Origin of the sequence: Flavobacterium sp. I-STPP5a, from assembly GCF_009764685.1 — a bacterium.
Taxonomy (GTDB): domain Bacteria; phylum Bacteroidota; class Bacteroidia; order Flavobacteriales; family Flavobacteriaceae; genus Flavobacterium.
On sequence record NZ_VHLM01000014.1, the window covers coordinates 53,561 to 79,368 of the forward strand.

At 32.2% G+C, this 25,808-nt stretch carries 25 protein-coding genes, 1 tRNA gene and 1 other RNA gene; 16 read left to right on the forward strand and 11 right to left on the reverse strand.

The annotated features are described in order from the left end of the window. Positions 1 to 8 precede the first annotated feature (8 nt). The 4 genes from FJV36_RS03765 to rny all read left to right on the forward strand — a co-directional run bounded on the left by FJV36_RS03765 (position 9) and on the right by rny (position 2,371). On the forward strand, positions 9 to 299 hold the full coding sequence (locus FJV36_RS03765) for a hypothetical protein (RefSeq protein WP_158980838.1): 291 nt from the start codon (positions 9 to 11) through the stop codon (positions 297 to 299). Between the two features lie 5 nt (positions 300 to 304). Continuing rightward, positions 305 to 598, forward strand: coding sequence for a cell division protein ZapA (locus tag FJV36_RS03770; RefSeq protein WP_158729374.1), 294 nt, complete (start codon positions 305 to 307; stop codon positions 596 to 598). A 51-nt stretch (positions 599 to 649) separates the two neighbouring features. Continuing rightward, positions 650 to 756, forward strand: a non-coding RNA gene (gene ssrS, locus FJV36_RS03775) — 6S RNA. A gap of 49 nt (positions 757 to 805) precedes the next feature. Continuing rightward, entirely contained in the window at positions 806 to 2,371 is a 1,566-nt protein-coding gene (gene rny / locus FJV36_RS03780; RefSeq protein ID WP_158729375.1) for a ribonuclease Y, read from the forward strand. Positions 2,372 to 2,450: 79 nt separating this feature from the next. Here rny and xerD read toward each other — a convergent pair whose 3' ends face one another. Then, positions 2,451 to 3,347 carry a site-specific tyrosine recombinase XerD gene (xerD, locus tag FJV36_RS03785; protein WP_158980840.1) on the reverse strand — a complete coding sequence of 299 codons (897 nt, stop codon included), beginning with the start codon at positions 3,345 to 3,347 and terminating at the stop codon, positions 2,451 to 2,453. A gap of 81 nt (positions 3,348 to 3,428) precedes the next feature. Continuing rightward, complete coding sequence (locus tag FJV36_RS03790; RefSeq protein ID WP_158980842.1) at positions 3,429 to 3,959, reverse strand: DUF3575 domain-containing protein; 531 nt, start codon at positions 3,957 to 3,959, stop codon at positions 3,429 to 3,431. A 491-nt stretch (positions 3,960 to 4,450) separates the two neighbouring features. Here FJV36_RS03790 and FJV36_RS03795 point away from each other — a divergent pair, with 491 nt between their 5' ends. The 3 genes from FJV36_RS03795 to FJV36_RS03805 all read left to right on the forward strand — a co-directional run bounded on the left by FJV36_RS03795 (position 4,451) and on the right by FJV36_RS03805 (position 8,080). Next, entirely contained in the window at positions 4,451 to 5,014 is a 564-nt protein-coding gene (locus FJV36_RS03795; protein ID WP_158980844.1) for a porin family protein, read from the forward strand. Between the two features lie 74 nt (positions 5,015 to 5,088). After that, entirely contained in the window at positions 5,089 to 5,508 is a 420-nt protein-coding gene (gene aroQ, locus FJV36_RS03800; protein ID WP_158980846.1) for a type II 3-dehydroquinate dehydratase, read from the forward strand. An 85-nt stretch (positions 5,509 to 5,593) separates the two neighbouring features. Further along, a complete protein-coding gene (locus FJV36_RS03805) occupies positions 5,594 to 8,080 on the forward strand; it encodes a DUF5686 and carboxypeptidase regulatory-like domain-containing protein (protein WP_158980848.1) in 2,487 nt (828 codons plus the stop codon). 94 nt (positions 8,081 to 8,174) lie between these two features. On the opposite strand, the gene FJV36_RS03810 is transcribed toward FJV36_RS03805, so the two are convergent. From FJV36_RS03810 to FJV36_RS03825, 4 genes are all read right to left on the reverse strand, one after another. Further along, positions 8,175 to 9,023: a cation diffusion facilitator family transporter gene (locus FJV36_RS03810; RefSeq protein WP_233264585.1), complete on the reverse strand. Its 849-nt coding sequence runs from the start codon at positions 9,021 to 9,023 to the stop codon at positions 8,175 to 8,177. A gap of 116 nt (positions 9,024 to 9,139) precedes the next feature. Then, positions 9,140 to 10,450: a UDP-N-acetylglucosamine 1-carboxyvinyltransferase gene (gene murA, locus FJV36_RS03815; protein ID WP_144888936.1), complete on the reverse strand. Its 1,311-nt coding sequence runs from the start codon at positions 10,448 to 10,450 to the stop codon at positions 9,140 to 9,142. 94 nt (positions 10,451 to 10,544) lie between these two features. Next, positions 10,545 to 11,270 (reverse strand): DUF4290 domain-containing protein, encoded by a 726-nt coding sequence (locus FJV36_RS03820; protein WP_086454934.1) that lies wholly within the window; start codon positions 11,268 to 11,270, stop codon positions 10,545 to 10,547. 81 nt (positions 11,271 to 11,351) lie between these two features. Then, positions 11,352 to 11,636, reverse strand: a complete 285-nt coding sequence (locus tag FJV36_RS03825) for a DUF493 family protein (protein WP_086454935.1) — start codon at positions 11,634 to 11,636, stop codon at positions 11,352 to 11,354. Between the two features lie 146 nt (positions 11,637 to 11,782). Here FJV36_RS03825 and FJV36_RS03830 point away from each other — a divergent pair, with 146 nt between their 5' ends. The 5 genes from FJV36_RS03830 to FJV36_RS03850 all read left to right on the forward strand — a co-directional run bounded on the left by FJV36_RS03830 (position 11,783) and on the right by FJV36_RS03850 (position 16,334). Then, positions 11,783 to 12,322, forward strand: a complete 540-nt coding sequence (locus FJV36_RS03830) for an AAA family ATPase (protein WP_086454750.1) — start codon at positions 11,783 to 11,785, stop codon at positions 12,320 to 12,322. Between the two features lie 50 nt (positions 12,323 to 12,372). Further along, entirely contained in the window at positions 12,373 to 14,268 is a 1,896-nt protein-coding gene (locus tag FJV36_RS03835; RefSeq protein ID WP_158729382.1) for an ATP-dependent DNA helicase RecQ, read from the forward strand. Continuing rightward, positions 14,265 to 15,215 (forward strand): methionyl-tRNA formyltransferase, encoded by a 951-nt coding sequence (gene fmt, locus FJV36_RS03840; protein ID WP_233264583.1) that lies wholly within the window; start codon positions 14,265 to 14,267, stop codon positions 15,213 to 15,215. Before FJV36_RS03835 ends, fmt begins: the two co-directional genes overlap by 4 nt. 167 nt (positions 15,216 to 15,382) lie before the next feature. Continuing rightward, positions 15,383 to 15,655 (forward strand): HU family DNA-binding protein, encoded by a 273-nt coding sequence (locus FJV36_RS03845; protein ID WP_086454747.1) that lies wholly within the window; start codon positions 15,383 to 15,385, stop codon positions 15,653 to 15,655. 118 nt (positions 15,656 to 15,773) lie between these two features. Beyond that, positions 15,774 to 16,334, forward strand: coding sequence for a YqgE/AlgH family protein (locus tag FJV36_RS03850; RefSeq protein ID WP_144888940.1), 561 nt, complete (start codon positions 15,774 to 15,776; stop codon positions 16,332 to 16,334). On the opposite strand, the gene FJV36_RS03855 is transcribed toward FJV36_RS03850, so the two are convergent. Both FJV36_RS03855 and FJV36_RS03860 read right to left on the reverse strand, forming a co-directional pair. Then, a complete protein-coding gene (locus FJV36_RS03855; protein WP_158729383.1) occupies positions 16,331 to 17,167 on the reverse strand; it encodes an aminotransferase class IV in 837 nt (278 codons plus the stop codon). The genes FJV36_RS03850 and FJV36_RS03855 overlap by 4 nt on opposite strands. Before the next feature lie 50 nt (positions 17,168 to 17,217). After that, positions 17,218 to 17,610, reverse strand: a complete 393-nt coding sequence (locus tag FJV36_RS03860; RefSeq protein WP_158729384.1) for an START-like domain-containing protein — start codon at positions 17,608 to 17,610, stop codon at positions 17,218 to 17,220. Between the two features lie 155 nt (positions 17,611 to 17,765). Here FJV36_RS03860 and FJV36_RS03865 point away from each other — a divergent pair. The 4 genes from FJV36_RS03865 to FJV36_RS03880 all read left to right on the forward strand — a co-directional run bounded on the left by FJV36_RS03865 (position 17,766) and on the right by FJV36_RS03880 (position 20,160). Next, positions 17,766 to 17,839 (forward strand) — tRNA-Met (locus FJV36_RS03865). 473 nt (positions 17,840 to 18,312) lie between these two features. Next, a complete protein-coding gene (locus FJV36_RS03870) occupies positions 18,313 to 19,215 on the forward strand; it encodes an OmpA family protein (protein ID WP_158728202.1) in 903 nt (300 codons plus the stop codon). Between the two features lie 18 nt (positions 19,216 to 19,233). Continuing rightward, complete coding sequence (locus FJV36_RS03875; RefSeq protein WP_158728201.1) at positions 19,234 to 19,779, forward strand: hypothetical protein; 546 nt, start codon at positions 19,234 to 19,236, stop codon at positions 19,777 to 19,779. Between the two features lie 210 nt (positions 19,780 to 19,989). Beyond that, the gene (locus FJV36_RS03880) at positions 19,990 to 20,160 is read left to right on the forward strand and encodes a hypothetical protein (RefSeq protein ID WP_158728200.1); all 171 of its coding nucleotides are present in this window, start codon (positions 19,990 to 19,992) and stop codon (positions 20,158 to 20,160) included. Between the two features lie 149 nt (positions 20,161 to 20,309). Here the strand turns inward: FJV36_RS03880 and FJV36_RS03885 are convergent, their stop codons facing one another. The 3 genes from FJV36_RS03885 to FJV36_RS03895 all read right to left on the reverse strand — a co-directional run bounded on the left by FJV36_RS03885 (position 20,310) and on the right by FJV36_RS03895 (position 25,759). Then, complete coding sequence (locus FJV36_RS03885; RefSeq protein WP_158728199.1) at positions 20,310 to 22,328, reverse strand: M13 family metallopeptidase; 2,019 nt, start codon at positions 22,326 to 22,328, stop codon at positions 20,310 to 20,312. A gap of 1,795 nt (positions 22,329 to 24,123) precedes the next feature. Next, positions 24,124 to 24,837 carry a hypothetical protein gene (locus FJV36_RS03890; RefSeq protein ID WP_158980850.1) on the reverse strand — a complete coding sequence of 238 codons (714 nt, stop codon included), beginning with the start codon at positions 24,835 to 24,837 and terminating at the stop codon, positions 24,124 to 24,126. A 19-nt stretch (positions 24,838 to 24,856) separates the two neighbouring features. Beyond that, on the reverse strand, positions 24,857 to 25,759 hold the full coding sequence (locus tag FJV36_RS03895) for an IS1595 family transposase (protein WP_158728025.1): 903 nt from the start codon (positions 25,757 to 25,759) through the stop codon (positions 24,857 to 24,859). Between the last annotated feature and the right edge of the window lie 49 nt (positions 25,760 to 25,808).

The window sequence follows — 25,808 nt, forward strand, 5'->3', positions numbered from 1 at the left end:
GAGAAATAATGAGTACAATTGCAGAAATTATTGATACTCTTGAAAATAAGGTTCTAAAAATTTTCGGTAAAATGAAAATTTTAAAAGAGGAAAATCAAGATTTAAAAAACAAATTAATAAGGTCTGCAAACATAATACAAACTCAATCAAGAGAGATTGAGGCACTAAAAATGCAGTATGAAGCACTCAAGATGGCAAACTCATTACTGGGCAGTGACGAAAACAAAAGAGATACAAAGCTAAAAATAAATTCATTAATTCGGGAAATTGACTACTGTATAGCTCAGCTATCAGATTAAGAAATATGGACGAAAAGCTAAAAATTAAAATATCAATTGCAGATAGAATCTATCCTTTAACGGTAGATCTTTCACAAGAAGAAGGACTAAGAAGCGCTTCAAAAAAAATTGATATAATGATTAAGCAATTTGAAGAAAACTATGCTGTACGTGATAAACAAGATGTTTTAGCCATGTGTGCGTTACAATTTGCATCGCAAACAGAACAAAAACAAATTGACAATCAAAAAAATGGCGAAGAAACCATGGAGCGCATTAAAAAAATTAACGCGCTTTTAGACCAATATCTCGACAAATAAACGTTCTTTACAAAAACTAAGATACTGCCTACATTAGTTCATATTTGGTAAACTCAACACTAACAATTTAGAATGAGCAAATCATCGTTACTATAGCAAGCCAATTCAGTTTGGAAGCTTGAACAACGAGTTAGCTCAAAACTTGTCTTTTCGAGTTTATACAATCAATCTAATGTAGGCTTTTTTTATACATAAATTTTAACAAACATGGACAACATATTAACGATCGTTATTACAGGAATTATAGGTATCGCAGCTGGTTTTGGGATAGCAAAACTAATTGAGAAAAGCAATATTTCTAACCTTATAAAAAATTCAAAAAAAGAAGCTGCATCTATACTAAAAGATGCAAATCTTGAAGCAGAAAACATCAAAAAAGATAAAATTCTTCAAGCAAAAGAAAAATTTATTGAGTTAAAATCTGAGCACGAACAAGTAATCTTGGCAAGAGATAAAAAAGTAGCTGACATCGAAAAAAGAATACGCGACAAAGAGTCTCAAGTATCAAATGAACTATCAAAAGCTAAAAAGGTAAATGATGATTTTGAAGCTAAAACCCAAGAATACAGTTCGAAAATTGAAAATTTAGAGAAAAAACAAACAGAGATTGATCGTTTACACAAAAGTCAACTACAACAACTTGAGGTAATTTCAGGTCTATCTGCAGAGGAAGCAAAAAACCAACTCGTAGAAGGACTAAAGGCTGAAGCCAAAAGTAAAGCCATGTCTCACATACAAGACACTATTGAAGAAGCTAAACTTACGGCACAACAAGAAGCCAAGAAAATCATCATTAACACGATACAAAGAGTAGGTACTGAGGAGGCTGTTGAAAACTGCGTATCGGTATTTAATATTGAATCTGATGATGTAAAAGGTAGAATTATTGGCCGTGAAGGTAGAAACATACGTGCTCTTGAAGCCGCAACCGGTGTTGAAATTATTGTAGACGATACTCCTGAAGCTATTATTCTTTCTTGTTTTGACCCTGTACGTAGAGAAATTGCTCGTCTAGCCTTACATAAACTGGTTACCGACGGACGAATTCACCCAGCACGAATTGAAGAGGTGGTTGCTAAAACAGCCAAGCAAATTGACGATGAAATTATTGAGGTTGGAAAACGTACTGTAATTGATCTTGGTATTCATGGTTTACATCCTGAATTAATCAAAGTTGTGGGTAGAATGAAATACCGTTCTTCTTATGGACAAAATTTACTACAACACTCGAGAGAAGTATCTAAACTATGTGGAATCATGGCAGCGGAACTAGGATTGAATGTAAAACTAGCTAAAAGAGCCGGATTATTGCACGATATAGGTAAAGTACCTGATACTGAAAGTGATTTGCCACACGCTTTATTAGGAATGCAATGGGCGGAGAAGTACGGGGAGAAAGAAGAAGTTTGCAACGCAATTGGTGCTCACCATGACGAGATCGAAATGAAATCTTTACTTTCACCTATAATCCAGGTTTGTGACGCTATTTCAGGAGCACGACCAGGAGCACGTAGACAAGTACTAGACTCATACATACAACGTTTAAAAGACCTTGAAGAAGTTGCCTACGGATTTAATGGTGTAAAAAATGCTTATGCTATTCAAGCCGGTAGAGAGCTTCGTGTAATTGTTGAAAGCGAAAAAGTTTCTGATGAAAATGCTGCTAGTTTATCTTTTGATATTTCACAAAAAATTCAAACCGAGATGACCTATCCAGGACAAGTAAAAGTTACTGTAATTCGTGAAACAAGAGCTGTAAATATTGCCAAGTAAAATATTTAATTCTATTAAAAAATTCCAAATGCCAATACTAATTTATTGGAATTTGGAATTTTTTTTTGAAGTTCAATTTCTACTTCCTAGGGTGAAAACTATTAATTACTTCAGTCAAAAATGTTCGATCAAGATGCACGTATATTTCAGTGGTTGTAATAGACTCGTGTCCTAACATGAGTTGTATAGCACGTAAATCGGCACCATTTTCTAGTAAATGAGTTGCAAATGAATGCCTAAGTGTATGAGGACTTATGGTTTTATTGAGATCAATAGAAACGGCTAAATTTTTTATAATAGTAAAAATCATAGCCCGTGTAAGTTGTTTTCCTCTTCTATTTAAAAAAAGAGTATCCTCAAAACCTTTTTGAATAGTGATATGGGTTCTTACGGTATTTTTATAAAGGAGAATGTATTTTTGAGTAACATTACTAATTGGGACTAAACGTTGTTTATTTCCTTTACCCGTGATTTTGATAAAGCCTTCCTCAAAAAACAAATCCGATATCTTTAATGTTACCAGCTCCGAAACCCTTAAACCGCAACCATACAATGTTTCTAGCATAGCACGATTGCGTTCTCCCTCATTAGTAGAAAGGTCAATTGCCTGTATCAAACTATCAATTTCTTCTACTGTAAGCGTGTCAGGAAGTTTCCGTCCCGTTTTGGGTGTTTCAATTAGCTCCATAGGATCATCGTTGCGATAATCTTCAAAAACTAAATATTTAAAAAAGCTTTTTAAACCCGAAATAATTCGAGCCTGCGATCTCGGATTTACCTCTTTGGCAACACTGTAAATAAATTGCTGGATGATTTCGTCAGTTATTTTTAGAGGAGAAACAACAATTTCATTTTGGGATAAAAAAAGCAATAAACGCTCTAAATCAAACGAGTAATTTTCTACCGTATTCTTTGACAATCCACGCTCAATCTTTAAGTACGATTGATAACTTTTTATAATACTGTCCCAATTCATACTTACAAAGAAACGTATTTTTTAAGCATAAAAAAACCTCCATTTTTAAGAGGAGGTTTCTATACATTAGTCTCAATTTACTTAAAAAGCATAGCCTAAACCAAATCCAAAATTTGGTAAAACACCACTAGCTTTCAAAGAAGAAGTTGAAGAATTTGAATCTTTATAATTAAAATTGTTATAAGCTACACCTAAATTTAAGTCAAGTGAAAAACCACTATCCCAAATCCATTGGTATCCTCCTTTTGCTCCAACTTTAAATGATCCAAATTTTGTTTCTTCTGTTGTTGTACTCGAATTACTATTTCCTAACTCTACTTTACCTGAAGAATACCCAGCTTGACCACCAGCATAAAACCCCTTTAATGCTTCATTAAAATAATAACGATATTGAACTTCACCTCCCAAGTTTGAATACTTAGCATCTCCAATTTTAAATCCACCAATTCCAGCTCCCACTAAAAAAGATGTTTTCTCACCTAGTTTAAGTTCGTAACTTACTAAATCAGTACCACCTAAAACAGATAAAGGATTAACTTTAATGACATTTTCTTGTGCATTAGCAAATCCGAAAGCAAATACAGCCGCAACTGTTAAAATAATTCTTTTCATTTTGTTGTTTTTTTGTTTAATTATGTATCATATATATATAAACCGTTATTTTTAAAAAAATTTTTAATAAGATTTTTATAGAATAAGAAGATAAAAAACTGTAATATTTCAGACACACATTAACCATAAAAACCTATCCATTAACAACTTAACAAACTACCATATAACGGAAATTAGTGAGATAAAAAAAATTAGAAAACAATATAAAAAAAATAAGATAAATATTAATAATTTATTTATTTAAATATTAATTTTAAACACAAAAAGGTCTCGTTTTCATCAAAAATATAGCGCATTATTACACTTTAAAACAAACCTTTTGCTTGTAAGTTTAAAAACAAATTTTTCACTAAAGAAAAGAACAATTAAACACTTCTTGGAACAGTTATTGAAACGTTAAAAATTGAGAGTAGCAGCAATAATTTTGAAACAAAATAGTTTTCAAGTAATGTGCTTTGACACTAACAACAATAATTATAAAAATGTAAATTATGAAAAGAATACTTTTAGCAACAATCGTATTGTTTGCAGCTACTGCTAACATACAAGCGCAAGCCATTAAGTTTGGATTGAAAGCCGGTTTAAATTACGCAAATCAGTCAGGTAGTGATATTGGAACTAGCCTTATTGATTATAAAAAAGAGGCTATTACTAGTTATCATGCTGGTTTAATTGCAGAAATAAAATTAACCGATGGATTTGCTGTTCAACCCGAACTATTATATTCCACCCAAGGTGCTTCCTATGAAAATGCAGGAGAAGAATTTAAAAATGAATTAGGATATATTTCTATTCCTGTAATGGCAAAATTCAGCCTTAACAACAGCATTAGTTTAGACCTTGGTCCTCAGGCTTCTTTTTTATTGAGTGAAAGAAAAAATGTTAATTTTAAAGAAGCCGAAACATTTGAATTTGGCGCTGCTGCAGGTTTGACCTTAAATATCACTAAAGGTTTATTCATACAAGGTAGATATGTACTAGGATTAACCGAAGCTACTAAAGATGCTGAAGTCAAAAATTCAGTAGTCCAGTTATCAGCTGGTTTTAAATTCTAAAAATATTTATAATTAAATTGTAAAACCGTTCTAATTTATAGAACGGTTTTTTTATTTTTACCAAAATCAATATTATGAAAATAGGTATTATCAATGGTCCAAACCTAAATTTATTAGGAAAACGCGAACCTGAGGTTTATGGAAACCAAACATTTGAAGACTACTTCACTATTTTAGAAAAAAAATACATGAACGTTGAGTTCCGTTATTTTCAGAGTAATATTGAAGGTGAATTGATTGATAAAATACAAGAATTTGGTTTTTCATTTGATGGTATCATTCTCAATGCTGGTGCATACACACATACCTCTATAGGAATAGGAGATGCTGTAAAAGCAATAACAACTCCCGTAATTGAAGTTCATATTTCGAATACGTTTTCAAGAGAAAGCTTTAGACATCAATCCTATATTTCTGGAAATGCCAAAGGTGTTATTCTAGGTTTTGGTTTGCAAAGTTATGATTTAGCTGTACTTTCTTTTGAACAAAAATAATTAACAATTCACTAAGATATTGTTTAACAAATAATTAAGAGGCTATTTTAAATGTACTACTATTTTTGTGGAAGAAAAAACTTTCATGAAAAAATACTACCTCTTACTCTTATTAGTTTCTACATTTGTTTGCCAAGCGCAAATAAAAGGAAATGTCACTGACGAAAAAGGCAATCCGTTAGCATTTGTAAACATCTTTCAAGAAGATACTTATAATGGAACTACCTCAAACGAATTAGGGAATTACGAATTTAATGTACTCTCAAAGGGAAAACAAACCTTAGTTTTTCAATTTTTAGGATTCAAAACTCAAAAAATTGCTATTGAAACTGCAAAGCTACCTTATACTTTGAATGTTAAACTAGTTGAGGAAAGTTTTTCACTAAATGAAGTAATCATAAATACTAAAAGCAATCCAGCCATTGCCATTATAAAAAATGCTATTGCAAATAGGGATTCTAATACTAAAAACACCAATAAATACCGTGCAGATTTCTATTCCCGTGGTATATTTAAGCTGAAAAATGCTCCTAAAAAAATCTTTGGCCAAAAAATAGGCGATTTAAATGGCGCATTAGACTCAACAGGGACAGGAATTATATCTTTATCTGAAACATTTTCTAAAATTATTTATGAAAAACCCAATAAACTGAGTGAAGTAGTAATGGCATCAAAAGTAAGCGGTAACAATAACGGATACAGTTACAACACCGCACGATCCTCTTTTTATGATTTTTATGATAATACAATTGACTTTGGCATAGCAATGATTTCGCCAATAGCCAGCAACGCATTGAATTACTACAATTACAAACTAGAAAGCACTTTTTTTGATGACAAGAATAAGATGGTCAATAAAATTAAGGTTAGTGCAAAACGAGATAGCGAACCGGTTTTTGAAGGATATATCTACATTGTTGAGGATTCTTGGGCTATTTATGCCGTAGAACTTGACATTAAAGGATATAGAATAAAAGAAGATTTTCTTGATGTAATGACTTTAAAACAAAATTTTAGTTACAATAATAATTCGAAAATTTGGACAAAAAACACGCAGAGTCTCGAGATTACGGCAGGAGCGTTTGGAATAAAATTTAACGGAAAATACAACTATGTGTATAATAATTATGAATTTGTAACTTCTTTTGCTCCCAAAACGTTTACTAATGAAATTACAAAAATTGAACTAAATGCTAACAAAAAAGACAGCACGTTCTGGAATAGTAACAGACCAATTCCCTTAACAAGTGAAGAAAATTTAGATTATTATAGAAAGGATAGTATTTACACCGTTCGAAATTCAAAAAAATATTTAGATTCCATTGATAAGAAAAACAATAAATTTAATCCACTCAAACTGCTAACTGGATATACATTTAAAAATAGTTCCCAAAAATATAGTTTTAGTTATGCTGGGTTGGTCAATATAGGTTCTCTTAGTTTTAATACTGTTCAGGGGTACAATCTTGATTCGGGTTTTAAATATACAAACTGGAAAAATCAAGAAAAAAAAGGCATTTACACCTCATTGAGTACCACGTTTAACTATGGTTTTTCAGAGGATAGATTGCGTGTAATGGGACAATTCCTTCATAGATTTAACAATCAAAATTATGCAACTTTTTATGTAATGGGTGGAAGTTCTGTAAAACAATTCAATCCAAGTGAACCCATTAGCAAAATAGTTAACAGCATCAGTTCTCTTTACTTTAAGAATAATTTCATGAAACTATACAACCTAGAGTCTATGACTATTGGTTTTACACAAGACATTGCAAATGGCGTTAACCTAAATAGTAGAATAGATTATCAACAACGCAAACCTTTATTCAATTCAACTAATTATTCGTTGTTTAATAAATCTGATTTTTATACATCAAATAACCCCTTGGACCCTACTAATTATAGTACAACTGCTTTTGAACAACATCATTTAACTAAATTAAATTTACTTTTTAAAATCAATTTTGGCAATAAATATTCCTCCAGACCTGATGGTAAATTCAATATTAGAAACGAAAAATATCCAACGCTTTATGTAGCCTATGAGAAAGCCATTGGCGCAAGCGAAAAAAAATATGAATATGACTATTTCAACCTGCGCGCTACTTATGATTTAAAATTAGGAAACAAAGGAGTTCTTGGCGTGAATGCAAAAGCAGGTGTATTTTTAAATGCTCAAAATATTGCTTTTATGGATTACAAACATTTTAATGGAAACCAAACAAGTATTGGGCAAACTGAACGTTATTTGAATGTTTTTAACTTGCTGCCTTACTATTCCAGCAGTACTAATGACCGTTTTGCAGAAGCCCACGCTGAATATAATGACAAAGGGTATATTATGAATAAAATTCCATTATTAAATAAATTAAAAGCTACTTTAAATATAGGAGCTCATGCGCTATCCTTACCTGATAAAAAACCGTATTCTGAAATGAGTATTGGTCTAGATAATATAGGAATTGGGAAATTTAAAATGTTTAGAATAGATTATGTCCGCTCCTATCAAAATGGTTTTAAAGGTGACGGAGTGGTTTTTGGACTTAAATTTTTAAACATAATTGATTAAAACACTACGTAGTTTTATCACAACAAACAACAACTCACAATACATAAAAAAGGCACCTGAAAATAATCTCGGTGCCTTTTTTATTTGTGTAAATTTACTCATGAGGTTCTACATGAATCAATACATGTCCTAATTCTGGGATTTGTTCTCTTAAGGTATCTTTGAGTTTGTGAGCAAGGTCATGACCTTCCTTTACGGTTATATTTGAGTTCACTGTTGCATGTAAATCAACATGGTATTGCATGCCTGCCTTTCGGATAAAACATTTTTCGGTATCTAAAATTCCGTCAACTTGAACAGATACTTCTCTAATATGTTCAATCAAATCATCGTATAAATGTTCATCCATGATTTCGCCAAGAGCAGGTCGGAAAATTAAATAACTATTATACAATATAAATCCAGATGCAAAAAGTGCCGCCCAATCATCGGCAGCTTCGTAACCATTACCTAAAATTAAAGCAATAGAAATCCCCAAAAAAGCAGCTACCGAAGTGATGGCATCACTCCTATGGTGCCAAGCATCGGCTTTTAATGAAGAACTATTAGTCTCTATACTGCGTTTCATAACTACTCGAAAGGAATACTCTTTCCAAATAATTATGGCGCCAAGAACAATTAGTGTCCAAGGCTTTGGCAATTGATGCGGTGTACCAATATTAATGATGCTTTCATAAGCAATTATTGTTGCCGAAGTTATCAAAAACCCCACTACCAAGAACGTAATCAATGGCTCAGCCCTACCGTGTCCGTACGGATGATTCTCATCAGCAGGTTTATTGGAATATTTAATTCCGAACAAGACTAAAAATGATGCAAAAATGTCTGTTGTAGACTCGATAGCATCAGCAATCAAAGCGTATGAATTGCCAAAAAAACCTGCAAATCCTTTTATAATGGCCAAAGTTGTGTTGCCCACAATACTAAAATAAGTAGCCCTAATTGCTGTTTGTTATCTTGACATTTGTTTCGTTTAAAAAAGAATCGTTTAAATAAACCACTTGCTTTTTTGTATTGCTAGATGGTTTATTTAAACGATGTATTAAGAATTGAGTAGGTTTACGCTCTAACGATTTGAGCGCCAATAGCTCTCAAACGTTCATCAATACGCTCATACCCTCTATCTATTTGTTCAATATTTTGTATGGTACTTGTTCCTTTTGCAGAAAGCGCAGCAATTAACAATGATATACCAGCACGAATATCTGGTGATGACATGGTTGTAGCCTTCAGTTGTGACTTAAAATCATGTCCCATAACTACAGCACGGTGTGGATCACATAACATGATTTTAGCACCCATGTCAATTAGTTTATCAACAAAAAACAAACGACTTTCAAACATTTTTTGGTGAATCAAAACATCACCTCTTGCTTGTGTAGCCACTACAAGTACAATACTCAATAAATCTGGTGTAAATCCAGGCCATGGTGCATCAGCAATGGTAAGAATAGAACCATCAATATCTGTTTTTACTTCATACCCATTTACATGAGCAGGAATGTAAATATCATCTCCACGGCGCTCTAGGGTAATTCCTAACTTTCTAAATGTATTTGGGATTACTCCAAGGTTGTCCCAACTAACATTTTTTATAGTAATTTCAGATTTTGTCATGGCAGCAAGACCAATCCAACTTCCTATTTCAATCATATCTGGAAGAATTCTGTGCTCACAACCACCTAAGCTTTCTACCCCTTCAATAGTCAATAAATTTGATCCTACTCCGGTGATATTTGCGCCCATTGAGTTCAGCATTTTACACAATTGCTGTAAATAAGGTTCACAAGCAGCATTGTATACCGTTGTTCTTCCTTTTGCTAAAACGGCTGCCATTACAATATTTGCAGTTCCCGTAACTGATGCTTCATCTAATAACATATCAGCTCCAACTAATCCGTCAGCAGCTTCAACACCATAAAAGTGATCTTCTCTATTGTATCTAAACTTAGCTCCAAGGTTAATGAAACCTTCAAAATGAGTATCTAATCTTCGTCTTCCGATTTTGTCGCCACCCGGTTTTGGAATATATCCTTTTCCAAATCTTGCTAACAAAGGTCCAACAATCATGATAGATCCTCTAAGTGATCCACCTTCTTTCTTAAAAGCTTCAGTCTCCAGGTATTGAATATTTACCTCATCTGCCTGAAAAGTGTAAGAACCTGAACCTGTTTTTTGAATTTTAACACCCAAATTACCTAATAAAGTGATCAATTTATTAATGTCAATAATATCTGGAATATTATTAATAATAACTTTTTCAGGTGTTAATAAAACAGCACACAATATTTGTAATGCTTCATTTTTTGCGCCCTGTGGAGTGATTTCTCCTTGAAGACTAATGCCTCCCTCTATTTTGAAAATTCCCATCTTTTATGGTTATGAGTTATAAATTATTTAATTGTACGTAATGATTTTAAAAAAAAGTGCTGATAAGGTAATAAGCCACTAATTCTAAAATAAATTACAAGGGTTTTCTGTTTTGGTTTTTGTGAGGTAGATTTGGCTTACCTGTTTTCAAATTTTTGTTGCTTAGTATTTTAGGCTGACCTGTAGGAGCTATTTTATTAGAAACTCGTTTATTAGTTCTCAACAAATCAGTAGTATTAAGCAATTCTTCTGAACTTTGAATTAAATTCAATTTTCCATCAGAGAGTTCATACAAGTGCTCAAAGATTACATCATCTTTTACCGTATCTTTATTCCAACTTAAATATGATTTTTTCATGTGGTTGGCAATTACTTTTACCAATGCTTTTTTCATATCGCCATCTTCCCATTTATTGGCAACATCAATCATATATTTAATGTTATTACCGTAAAACCTATATTTAGGAAAATTTTGTGGGTATTTTAAAACGTCCGGCTTTAACTGCAATACTTCTCGCGATGGTATAGGATAAGGAGAATCAGCAACTAGTTTAAAATCAGACATGATAAACAACTGATCCCATAATTTATGTTGAAAATCTGGAACATCCCTTAAATGCGGATTCAAACTACCCATAACTTGAATGATGTATTTTGCAGCTTTGTTGCGCTCCACATCATCTTGAATATTTGTAGCCAAGTCAATAAGTTTTTGCAAATGCCTGCCGTATTCTGGAATGATAAGGTGTGACCTTTCGGCATTGTACTCAAGATGATGCACTACATCATTCGAATTTTCTTTAATATATTTTGAATTCATGTTTTGAATGTATCTATTTTAATTCGGTTGCATTATCGAGAAGTTCACCCAATCGAGAAGCACATCAAAAAAATTATGTTTTTATAAAGAAATAATGCCTTCAATTGTAGAAACTTCTAAGTATTTATCTACAATTTCTTGTGAGTTTTTCATGGTCACATCAATAGATATGCTTGTAAACTTACCCGTTTTAGACTTTGTTGTTTTTATAACAGCACCCATACAATCAAAAGCAGTCTGTACTTTTTCAATATTTTTAGCATCGCTTGGCACTATAAATTTAAATAAGTATTCTGCAGGCCAAGTATTATTTAGGTCTAACTCTACTTTTAATCGATCATAAAATTCTTCAGTCTTTTTATCCATTTTGATTTAAAATAAAGGCAAATATACGGTTTCAACCGTTAATTATGAATTTTTGATTTGTGAATTTTTATCTATTTGCATTTTATATGTGTTGAATTTTTATAATCCCAATAAGTTTAAGTAAATTTGCCCCTTATTTTTTAAAAGTGCAAAAAGAAATCATTGTTATCATAGGTGGTCCTGGTACAGGAAAAACTACTATTATAGACGGATTGGTCGCAAAAGGCCATTGCTGTTATCCCGAAATTTCACGTGAAGTTACCATGGAGGCAAAAAAACAAGGAATAGAACAATTATTCCTTGAAAAACCATTGCTTTTTAGTGAATTATTGCTTGAAGGTAGAATAAAACAATTTTACAACGCTCAAAACGAAGCTCATAATGTAGTTTTTATAGACAGAGGAATCCCTGATGTTTTGGCTTACATGCACTACATAGGTGATAGTTACCCTGCAAGTTTTGATGTTGCTTGTAAAGAACACACGTATTCAAAAATATTCATCTTACCACCTTGGGAAGAAATCTATATAAGTGATGATGCTCGCTACGAAAATTTTGAGCAAGCAAAACTCATTCACAGTCATCTTATTGAAACGTATAAAAACTATGGCTACGATTTAATTGAAGTTCCGAAAGACACAATGGAAAATAGAATTCATTTTATCTTAAACACTATCTCGAATTAGTTGCATCAACAAGGAGTTATATTTTTTCATGGTAATAAAACAAATACTTTATGAATGATGCTCTTGCTGTTCTTCAAAAATATTGGAAACACAACTCCTTTAGATCGCTTCAAAATGAAATCATTCAATCTGTCCTTCAGGGTCAAGACACCCTTGCAATATTACCAACAGGAGGTGGAAAATCAGTGTGCTTTCAAGTCCCAGCGCTTTTAAACAAAGGAATATGCCTTGTCATTTCGCCGCTGGTAGCATTAATGAAAGATCAAGTAGCTAATTTACAACTAAAAGGCATCAAAGCAATTTCCTTGACAGGAGGTATTAAAAGCGAAGAAATGATAGATTTGCTAGACAACTGTCAATACGGTGATTATAAATTTCTTTATTTATCACCCGAGCGATTACAATCAGACTGGATTATTGACCGCATAAAAAAACTTCCTATAAATTTAATTACAATTGACGAAGCGCATTGTGTATCTCAATGGGGACACGATTTTAGACCTGCATACCTTAAAATTTCTACACTTAAAGAGTACTTCCCAAAAACTCCTTTTCTGGCCTTAACCGCAAGTGCAACTCCACGAGTAAAAACAGATGTCATACAACAGCTTAGTCTTGAAAAACCAATATTATTTGAAAAATCTTTTTCAAGACCAAACATTGCTTACATGGTTTTTGAGGTAGAAGACAAACTTTTTAGAGTAGAACAAGTTTTAAAAAAAAATCCAGAGCCCTCTATTATATATGTTCGAAATAGAAAATCAACCCTTGATGTTGCTTCCCAATTAAACAGTTTAGGATTTAAAGCTACTTACTATCACGGAGGGCTCACTACAAAAGAGAAAGATAAAAACATGCAGGCCTGGATGCAGGAAGAAGTACAAGTCATTGTAGCAACAAATGCTTTTGGAATGGGAATAGACAAGCCTAATGTAAAAACGGTAATTCACATACAATTACCAGAAAACATGGAGAATTATTACCAAGAAGCTGGTCGTGCCGGACGAAATGAAGAAAAAGCTTTTGCAATTCTACTCACGAGCCCATCAGATATAATTTATGCCGAGAATCAGTTTTTAAACAACTTGCCTGACAAGAAATTTTTAAACCTAATGTACGTTAAGCTTTGCAATTATTTCCAAATTGCCTACGGCGAAGGTATTGATGAGCAATTTACCTTCAATTTAAATCAATTTTGTATTAAATATAATTTCCCTACTCTAAAAACATATGCTGCAATGCAGTTTTTAGACCGTCAAGGAGTCATTACTTTATCTCAAGAATTCTCAGAGAAAATCACTTTACAATTCACTATACCATCAAAAGAAGTAATTCGATATATGAGCTTAAATCCAAATGATGAAGAAATCATTTTAGCTATTTTACGCACATATCCCGGTATATATGAGATGCAAACTCCTTTTAACCTGCAACTTGTTGCTAAAAAATCAAATCATAAAGCAACTCAAGTACAAGCTGTTTTATACAAATTAAAAGAAAAGAATATAGTAGAATACCACTCTAAAAATAATGATACCACATTGGTTTTCAACGAAATTCGAGAAGACGAAAGAACAATAAATAGAGTGTCCAAACATTTAGAACATCAAAACCAATTAAAAAAAACACAGCTAGAGTCTGTAATTGCATATATAAAAAACAAAAGCACTTGTAAAAGTCAGTTAATTCTAAACTATTTTGGGGAGAAAACTACCGAAAATTGTGATCATTGCTCCTACTGCATTACTCATAAAATAAAGAAAAAAGACAGCAAGAATCTTGCTCAAGAAATAGTAACTTTGCTCAAGCAACAAGATTTAAGCTCCAGAGATATTCAAAATAAAACGAATAATTCAACCGAAGACGTTTTTATCGTTTTACAAGATTTATTAGAAAATAATATCATATTGGTTCAACCAAACAATACTTACACATTACGATTATGACAGAGAAATTACGAATTGTTTTTATGGGAACTCCAGATTTTGCAGTAGGAATACTCGATACTATTGTAAAAAACAACTATAATATTGTAGGCGTAATCACGGCAGCAGATAAACCTGCTGGACGCGGTCAAAAAATAAAGTTCTCAGCCGTAAAAGAATACGCTTTGAAACAAGAGTTACCGTTACTACAACCGGTAAGCTTGAAAGATGAAGACTTTTTATCCGAATTAAAAAACTTAAACGCTAATTTACATATTGTAGTTGCTTTTAGAATGTTGCCAAAAGTAGTTTGGGACATGCCTGCATTAGGCACCTTCAACCTACATGCTTCCCTGCTTCCTGAATATAGAGGCGCAGCTCCTATAAACTGGGCAATTATTAATGGCGAAAACAAAACCGGAGTCACTACCTTTTTCATTGATGACAAAATTGATACCGGAGCCATGATTTTAAGCGATGAAATCGCTATTGATGGAAACGAAAATGCAGGCCAACTGCACGACAGATTGATGGAATTAGGGAGCAAAACTGTAATCAGAACATTAGAAATGATTGAACAAGGTGCTGTTGCTACTCAAATTCAAGAAGACAACGCATTAATTAAAACAGCCTACAAACTTAATAAGGAAAACTGCAAAATAGATTGGACAAAATCTGCAGGTGTCGTTCACAATTTAATTAGAGGATTATGTCCTTATCCAGCCGCATGGTGCTACATCAAAGACAATGAAGAGGAATGGAATGTCAAAATATACGAATCTTCAATTGTACTAGAAAAACATTCCTTTGAAATAGGAAGCATACATTGCACCAAGAAAGAATTAAAAATTGCTGTTTCTGATGGATTTGTCAAAATACTTAGCTTACAATTCCCAGGAAAGAAAAGAATGAATACAAGCGATTTATTAAACGGAATTGTTTTTTCTGCTTTTGCAAAAGCGTATTAGACCCAATAAAACAAGGGAATCACAGTACGAACTCTTGATTTATCAACAAAAAAAGCAAGTTATCAACAAATCAAACTAAATTAACACAAAACACTTGCAAGGAAAGTAAATCCACTTAAATTTGTATATTAACAATATTTGATAACCAACAATTAATAACTATTATTATGAACAAATCAGAATTAATCGATGCTATCGCTGCAGATGCAGGAATTACAAAAGCTGCTGCAAAATTAGCTTTAGAGTCTTTTTTAGGTAACGTGGGAGAAACCTTGAAAAAAGGTGGTAGAATTTCATTAGTAGGTTTTGGATCATGGTCTGTATCTGCTAGAGCTGCAAGAGATGGTAGAAACCCTCAAACAGGAAAAACTATCCAAATTGCAGCAAAAAATGTTGTGAAATTTAAAGCTGGAGCTGAACTAGAAAGTGCAGTAAACTAATTTTAAAACACCATATATAGACAAAACCTTCCATTCGGAAGGTTTTTTTTTGCATTTCAACGAAAATATTTATGAATTAAATAATAAAAACCTTAATTTTAATAAAAAAAATAATTCAATGATTACAGATAAATTAAAAAAAGGACATTTGCTCATTGCAGAACCTTCCATAATTGGCGACTTATCATTCAACAGATCAGTAATTTTACTAGCTGATTACAACCAGGAAGGCTCCATAGGTTTTATCATTAATAAACCCTTAAAATACACTATTCACGATTTAATTCCTGAAATAGATGCGTCTTTCAAAATTTATAATGGCGGACCTGTAGAACAAGATAACTTATATTTTATTCACAACATACCTGATTTAATTCCAAATAGTATTGAAATATCAAATGGTATTTATTGGGGTGGTGATTTTGAGTTCACAAAAGAACTTATCAATAAAGGATTCATAAATAATGATAACATTCGTTTCTTTTTAGGCTATACAGGCTGGCATGAAAACCAATTAGAAACCGAAATGAAAAGCAATTCATGGATCATTACTGCAAATAGTTATGAAAATAAGATAATTGGAAAATCCGCTACCCATTTCTGGAAAGAACAAATAATGGAACTTGGGGGTGATTACCTCATATGGTCAAACGCACCCGAAAACCCGTATTTGAACTAATTTAATATCAGATTATTTATTTCATCAAGTAACTGCAAAGCTATTTTTGAAACATATATTTTTTTACGATAGTGTGATATTGGCTGAATTCCTTTTATAACATTGGTAACAAATAATTCATCTGCTTTTTGAAGATCAAAAGGAGAAATTACCTCCTCAAGAACTTCAATATTTTCAATTTTTTTAGCTATTTGCAAAATTTGCTTTCGCATGATTCCATTCAAACAGCCTTCAGAAATGGGTGGCGTTATTAATTTATTTCCTTGCACCATAAATATATTTCCTTGCAAAGCTTCGGCTACGTTTTTACTATCATTGAGCAAAATACAATTATCTAAACCGTTTTCACTAGCAAAAATACTACCCGTTATATTGATTATTTTATTTGTTGTTTTAATACTAGAAAGTAATTGTTTAGAGATGTAAAAATCCTTGTACAAATCCACTTCATACTTTTTATCTACTATACAATAATGAGAATTTTCGATAGACACTACCTGAATCACATATGAAACAGATTGATTTTGTGGTAAATAATACCCTCCGTCATTTCTAAAAACCGTAATTCGAGCTCTAGCCGAACTAGATATTTCATTTTTAAGTGCCAAGGTAATAATTTCTTCTTCAAGAAATTCCATTGTAAAATGCATAGGAATCTCCATTCGGAGCACACGCATAGATGCCATTAATCTGAAATAGTGATCTTCTAGAAAAAGAATTTTACTATTTACAATTTTGACTGTTTCAAAAACACCATCACCGTACAAAAAAGCGCGGTTTTGACTCCATTTGCAATCGTTTTGAGAAATAATTGTTCCGTTAAAATTAACCATAAAAAAAGCCCTAAAATTATTTAAGGCAAATATAGTTATAAATACTATTTTTAAACGGAACCTATGAGATGTTTTAAATCAGAAATTTGATTTTCCCATAATAAAGTTGCTTCACTAATCTCTCCTTTTTCTGCAAAGTCCACCACCATTAGAGACACATCTTTAGTCAACTCATCAACCAGTATGTGTAATTCAAAAAAATACTCTGTGTCCTTACTATTCTCATCGACCCACTTAAATTTCACTTTCTCTCCCGATTTTTTTGAAGCAAGTCTGGCTTTTTCCTGTGAATCATTCCAAATAAAGGTAAAGTACTCGCCTCTAGAGTTCACGTTATCTGCAAACCATTCTGACAACCCTGATGGCGTTGATATGTATTGATACAGTAATTGAGGAGATGAATTTATGGGAAACTCGATTTCGTAACGTACTTTTTGATCCATGAGAAGCTTTTGTATTTTTTTGGAAATATATAGATTATTAACACATAAAAAAAGCATTTTTAAAAATATTTTTTTTTTATTAATTTATGCTTGCAAGCTCTAAATTTATTTCTATATTTGCACCCGCAATGAGGGACAGTTAACCACCCTACAATGGCGAGATAGCTCAGTTGGTTAGAGCGCAGGATTCATAACCCTGAGGTCCCGAGTTCAAATCTCGGTCTCGCTACAAGTTTTAAAAATCACAAAGTCTAGATTTTAAGCGGTATTAAAGCAATTTAATACCGCTTTTTTATGTCTATTTATTACGATATTTACAATCTGAACACGATTAAAGTGAAAGAAATTTTGCGCATGAGCTAGAGGAATTTTAATCTTCGTTGAAACAATTGCTGCTATTACTAGATATATCACAAAAGAACGGGTTTAAGATTTAGAGAATCAACTAAACGATAAACCCAGAAAAAAGATTTGGTTATAAAACACCAAAGCAATTTCATATAAACGCATTAAAAAGTACGCAAAAACTTATATTTATAACTCGAATCTGCCTATTAAAAATTCAACCGCAAATGCTAAGCTTTTGCGGTTTTTTTTTGTCTTTTTTTTCAAAATAAGCATTTAAAATTGAAATCAAACAGCTGATTGTTAATTGTTTGTGAATTTTTACTAAATTTGATAAGAATCTTAACCACAAAAATTATGTCAAAAAAAATTCTTTATCTTTTAGGAATTGTACTTACCATTATTTTAGGTATGTTTTTGTACCAAAACTATTGTTGCAATTGCTGTATGAAGCCTCCGCAATTAGACGACACAACTACTGTTGTCAATAATAAGAGAACTGGTCTAGTTCCTTTTACTATTAAAGGGAGTGATTATGACTACCACTGTAATGACAATATTAAATTTGTCAAAAACGAAACGGCGGCTCTTTTGCCCTTTTCTGATTCTGTAGCAATTGGATTTAAAAATCTGAAAGCAGCATTGCAATCTAATCCTAATAAAAAAATTAAGATTACAGGTTATGCTACTTCCGACGAAAAAAACACCACTACTTATCCGAATTTAGCCCTGGCTCGAGCTAATGATCTAAAAAAGTATTTAATTTCAACTGGTTTTGATGCCAATTCTTTTGTTTTAGAAGGAGAAATTAAAGATAAATGGGAAATGATTTCAGACACGCTTATTGGTCCTGCATCGTTTAACATCATTGAAAACGAACCCGCAAGCAATAATCAATGGGAGGTGTTAAAAGCAAAAATTAATGCAAATCCACTCGTATTGTATTTCAACACTAATGAATCTCGAGAGAACTTGAGTACCGAAGAGCAAACTAAAATTGCTGAAATAGCAACTTATTTAAAAAATGTTTCTAACGCAAAAGTGAGTATTGTGGGGCATTCCGACAGTGTTGGTGCAAGAGAAGCAAACATTGTTCTGGGACAATCACGTGCTGAATTTGCTAAAGCATTTTTAATAAAAAAAGGAATTGATTCAAATCAAATTGAAACCAGTTCGCAAGGTCCTGACAATCCTATTGCGGACAACACAAGCGAAGAAGGAAAATCAAAAAACAGAAGAACAGTTGTTACTATAAAATAATCAAAAACACATTTAATTATGAATATACCATGTATCTTAATACCCTTAATAGTAGGGTTAATTTGTGCCTTGTTAGGCTATTTGTTAGGAAAGTTGTTGTCCAAAAACAATTCCGATTCAAGTTCTTTGAAAAATGATTTGGATGCTTGTTTGCAAAAATCAAATCAATATTCTAAAACTATTGCCGACTTAGAAGCAGAATTGGCAAATGCCAAAAAAGCAACTTCTCAATCTTTTGCAAGTGTACCCGATGCTCCTAAATTTTTATTCGATTCCGAATTAGCGGCTTCGGTTTTTGGAAAAAAAATCAAAGAAAATGATTTGAAAATTGTAGAAGGAATTGGTCCAAAAATCGAGGAATTATTTCACGCAGCAGACATCAAAACTTGGCAAGCTATGTCTGACTCCTCTGTTGAAAAACTCCAAGCTGTTTTGGATTCAGGTGGCGAAAGATTTTCTGTTCACACTCCCGGAACTTGGGCAAGACAAGCTGCATTAGCATACCAAGGAAAATGGCAAGAATTAAAAGATTGGCAAGATAAATTAGACGGAGGAAAAGAATAAAAAAACATTAGTTTATTTTTTAAAAGCTACAACGATACTCTTATTTGTTGTAGCTTTTTTGTTTATTTTGAGTTGTTTTATTTGTACATTTTAACACTCCATTTTTTGACAACGATTTCATTAATTGAGTTACTTTATGGTAAAAGAAAAAATGTAACGTTCTACACGCTAAGTTGTACATTAAATTTTTCGGACTTAGAATTTTAATTCTTGAAATTAGTAGTCGATAATTCTTACTCAGCTTCTGCAGGAGTCTATACTAAAACCAAAGACTGTACCGATGATGGTAAAATTAGCACAATTACCATTCGAACGCACATAGGAGATATCTATGATTCCCCATTGTATGTAGAAAAAATAAAAAACTCTGCTGGACCATAATGAGGGAACCTTTCTATTCCGATTAAAAATCAACATAAATTAAAAGTTTAGATCCTACTATTATTGAATTGAAATAGACCTTGCCAAAATGTTTTTTAAAACAAAAAAGCCCAACATTTCTGCTGGGCTTTCGTTTGATATCAAATAGTCTACCAAATTTTAACACGTTTATCTGTTGCTAAATAAAGTGAATCTGTTGGTTTAATTTTAAATGCTTCGTAAAATTCTGGAACGTTGCGTACTACAGCATTAATTCTGAATTTAGCTGGCGAATGTGGATCCGAAGCAATTTGATTGCGTATTGCTTTTTCACGGCTTTTATCTAACCAAACCTGTCCCCAACCTAAAAACACTCTCTGAATACCTGTAAAACCATCCATTACTGGTGCTTCTTTTCCGTTAAGGCTTAATTTATAAGCTTTAATTGCAATACTTAATCCTCCCAAATCTCCAATGTTTTCTCCAAGGGTAAACTCTCCGTTAAGATTTAAATCTGGAAATACTTTGAAAGCACTGTATTGATCTACTAATGATTTCGTTTTGGATTTAAAAGCCGTTAAATCTTGTGGTGTCCACCAGTTTCTCATAACCCCTTCACCATCAAAAGTACTTCCTTGATCGTCAAAACCATGGCCAATTTCATGACCAATTACTGCTCCAATTCCGCCATAATTCACGGCGTCTTCTGCTTTTAAATTAAAGAAAGGCGGTTGTAAAATAGCTGCAGGAAATACAATTTCGTTTAAGGTAGGATTGTAATAAGCGTTTACCGTTTGCGGTGTCATTCCCCACTCTGTTCTGTCAACAGGTTTTCCTAACTTGTTTAACATTCTGTTGTATTCAAATGCTCTAGCTCTTTCTGCATTTCCATACAAATCGTTTTTAGCCACTTTTAAAGCGGAATAATCTCTCCATTGGTCTGGATAACCAATTTTAATCATGAATTTATCAACTTTGGCAAGTGCTTCTTTCTTAGTATTTGCACTCATCCAATCTAGCTTCTTGATACTTTCGGCATAGGCTTTCAAAAGATTTTTAACCATTCCGGTCATGCGTTCTTTTGCTTCTGGCGAGAAATGCTTTTTTACATATACTTTACCTACTATTTCTCCCAAGCCACCGTTTACAGTGCTTACGCCTCTTTTCCAATCTTCCTCCTGAGCTTCTGTACCGTAAAGTGTTTTTCCGTAAAAGTCAAAATTTTGTTTGTCTAAAGCTGTGGTTAAATAATTGGAAGTATTGTTAATCAAACTCCATTTAAGGTACGTTTTCCAAGTATCAATTGGCGTGTTTTTGATAATAGTATTTAAGCTTTTGGTATATTCCACCTGAGAAATTACAATTGTTTTTTCTTTATCGATACCTGCATTTTTAAACATTGCATTCCAATCGAAATCGGCCATTAACTTTTTTAAATCGGCTACATTGTATTTGTTATAGAGTTTTGCCGTGTTTCTGGTTTCCTCTTTTTTCATGTGGTTGGTAGCCAATACGGTTTCCAAAGCCATGATTTTAGAAGCGTTTTCAGCTGCATTTGAAATCCCCACCAACTGCAACATTTTTTCTATATGTGCTACATATTTCGCACGTGTTTCCACCATTTTAGCATCGGCTTGCAAATAGTATTCTCTTTCAGGAAGACCTAAACCGCCTTGCCAAGTCATTAACGTGTATTGTTTTGGGTTTTTAAAATCTTCGGTAACCACGACAGAGAAAGGCATTGAGACACCTGTTCTGTTTGATTTTCCAAAATAAGCCGCCAAATCAGTATAATTTGCAATAGCATCAATATTTTTCAATTCTGATTGAATTGGCGCAATTCCTTTGGCATCACGATCTTTTCTGTTCATGAAAGAGCTGTAGTAATCGCCAATTTTCTGTTCATCTGAACCTTCAGAAAAAGTACCTTTTGATGCTTCTTCGATAATCGCTTTTACATCTTTTTGAGATTGATCATACAAGATATCAAAAGCACCGTACGACGTTTTATCAGCTGGGATTTTATTGTTTTTTACCCAGGTTCCGTTTACATAAGCATCAAAGTTGTCACCAGGATTCACAAGCGTGTCCATATTTTTTTTGGTAACACCTGAAATTAATTCTTCTTTTTTATTGCACGAAGCCATGAGAACTACTGCAGCAACCAAAGAAATCTTTAGATTATTCATTGTTGAAGGTTTATTAGTTGGTTTAATATATTTTCTTACTTTCTTAATAGTTAGTTGCTTTTTTAGCAATTTGTTACATTGAAAAAGTAGCAATTGTCTTTTTATGAAATTTAATGAGTGATTTACTTTATTCGAGACTATGATCTTAACTAAGGATTTAAAGATTGTATTATTCTGAATATTTTGCGGTGTAAACAATTGTTATACGTCGAAAAAATGCTGTGAATATGATAGTTTTTCACTGTATACTGTTCAGGGACAATAGCGCGTTTGGGATTCAATTATGCACTCTATTCACATTGCCAAATCTCCCAAATACAAAACGAACTTTCCATTAAGTCAATTGCCCAAATCCATTGTAGCGTGTGTTGGCATTTTGTTGCTTTTATTCAATTTTTTAATTATTCGGCTTAATCTGTTTTTAGTTTTTCCAGTATTTGAGTTAATTCGGTTAGCGATTTATTCCGTAAACATTTTAATTTCAATAGATTGAGAGATTCTACAACTTGTTAAATTCATATTTTGAGGAATAATTCAATAGTTTTGGTTTTCCCAGTTTACATAAACTCAAATGTCTAATTTTTATAATAATTTATTGTAAAATTCTCCAATTACATTAACTCTTTTTCCATCATCTGGCCAAGACCAAATAATAAAGTTAAAAATCAACAAATGAAAAATTATCCAATATATAATCTGCATCTTCTTTTCTTTATTTTTTGTTTTCCTGTAAATTACAATGGTTAATATAATCACTAAAATTATATAAAATGGAACATAAACTATTCTTGCTAAACCTGTTTGAGGAAATAAATTAATTAGTAACAATATTTCTCCAAAGCAAATTGAAATCGAAAATATTAGTATAATAGCTAATCTGTTCATTTTTGTTTATTATTTCGTTTATTTAAGTACGTTCTGCGAGGCAATGAATGCCAAAGTTTTGCTAGTAAACGATGGTCGGGCTAAATAAAGTAATTATTTTCGGATTATCACTAGTTTGTCAAATACAAAACCATTTTTCCATTAAGTCCAAAAACCCCAATTTCTTAAAAACCGGTGTTGAACTAAACCTACGGTAGCTTGTGAGCCTTAAAATAAATTCCTTTCAAAAACAACCATTAAAAACAAATTCAAAAACTATTTTTTGTATTTTTGCAATAGAATAAGGACGTTTTTATTTGCATTACTTAATTGACTATCAATTTATTGTCGATAATTCCATAATAAAAATAGAAACACTTCTCAAATAGCCTTATTTACACTTTTCGATAACTCCATATTACAAGATAATTGCCGGTTCCGTTCAACACAGGTTTCATTGTTCGGCTTGCAGCCGCAACGAAACCTTATCTGTTACCTGCTGGCGTTTTATTAAATCGCAGTTTCATCTTTATAATATTTATAAATTATTGAAAACATATAAATTAGATATATTAACAAACAAATTGTAATAAAACTTACAACGTAAAGCGAATATAATTTTATACAAAAGTAATAATCAAAAACGATCCTTTGTAAAACCCAAGAAATAATAAAAAATATTAATGATAAAATCACGATAACAACAATTTTATCGTTGATTGATTTTAATCGTTTAATATATTTTATTGCGAAGTTTTCTTTTTGAGAAAGTAAAGGATTTTTGTCACCTGATTTAACTTGTTCAGCAATATTTCTTATTTCATCTCTTTTGCTAAGGATGAAGGAATACAATAACGTAAATATTGACAACGCAATTCCAAATAAAACGAGATGGAAATTCCATAAATCGTTAAACAAATCATTTATTTGACTAATTTTCATCATTTGTACTCATATAATTCTCTAAGATAGGTAATAGCTTCGAGAAAATAAAATCGGTGTTGTGAACATCTTTGTCAAGTTCTTCTTGAGTTATTGAAGTTGTAGCATTAAAAACCTTTTCTGCTGCTTCTTTCAAAACATCACTTGCTTCATTTATTAGTTCTCTTGTAATTTTATATTCTTTTTTACCAACAGTGAGTTTAGCTTCTTTTTTTTGATAACCATCTTCTTCAGGTTCGTTTATTAATTGTTCAGCTTTGTTAAATGGAATATTCTTAAAATGATCTTCTTTTTCTTTTTTGATTTTTCCATCTACCAAATATTCTCTGTACATAACATCAACTTCATTTTCGTTATTATAAATTGAAGAATATTTAATTTTTAAGTCTGGAATTGTTGGAATTGTTCTCAGTTCTTCAAGTAGAGTTGGAAGTTTAATATTTGCAATAGGTGTTCGTAAAATTTTGCCAAGAACTACTTTTGCAATTTTTGAAATTTCTTCATTGTTCTTTGTTGGATCTTCGTAAATTAAAATAATGAAATAATGATGATACTTCGTTCTATCAATTCCTTTTATAATTGGATAAATCATTATAAAATTTGTATCACTTCCGATTTTATAATCTTTCTGAAAGTTTATTTTTTCTTCTGCTTCAAAATATCCATCATATAAATTTGTACTATAAGCTGAGATTTTGAGCAATAAAGCTTTATCGAGTTACTTACTTAATGACTACGATTTGCTTCCAACCCTGATGCGGATGTGAGACTAATCGTTTGAATATATTATCAAAAATAGAATCTTTGTAAATTGACCTGTTCAGTCGATAAAAATATTCATCTAAATATTTTTGGAGATGTTCCTTTTTGACGTGTGATTGAATCGTTCTTATTGCAGTTTTTACCTGATGAATAATAGTGTGCATTTCTTTGAAGTTTTTCCCAGGAACGCTTTTTTCTTGGACGATGTTATAGCTCTTTGCTATTATTTTGTAAGCTGTCCATTGGTCTGTTTTAATATTCGCATCTTTACTTATATGCTCGTCAAATAATGGTTTTATTGACTTTGCAGAATAATCATCAATAACATTTGCATAACCTCTTTTTATCTTTCCTTCATCTGTCAGCTCAACAGCACAAGCAACTTTTGCCTTTTTGCTATCGTAACTTCTACCTTGTTTTCCTGTTTCTTTTCCGCCAACTACAAATTCATCAACTTGTACATTTCCTGTCATTGGATACTGTTTTGAGGACTTCATCGCAAGTCTTACTTTTTGCATAAACAACCAAGAAGTCTTTTGAGTTATTCCATAGCGTTTTGCCGCTTGAGTTGAGGATATTGATTTGGTTGTACAAGTCATTTCAAAGGCAATACAAAATGCTTTTTGAATTCCAAATTTAACTCTATGAAAAAGAGTTCCTGCCGTTGCACTCTCTTTATATCTACATTTGGTACACTCTCTTTTATTGTGTTTTTCAAAATAAACATACTTCGTATTCTCGCAACGTTTACATCTATAGCCGTCTTTCCACTTCTCATTGGCTATAAATTCACGGCAACTTTGGTCGTCTGGGAATGTCTTTATGAACTCTAAAATATTCTCCCCCTGAAATATACTTTCCATATCCTTGTATTTACTATAAATATAAGTGTTTTTTAAGTAAGTAACTCTA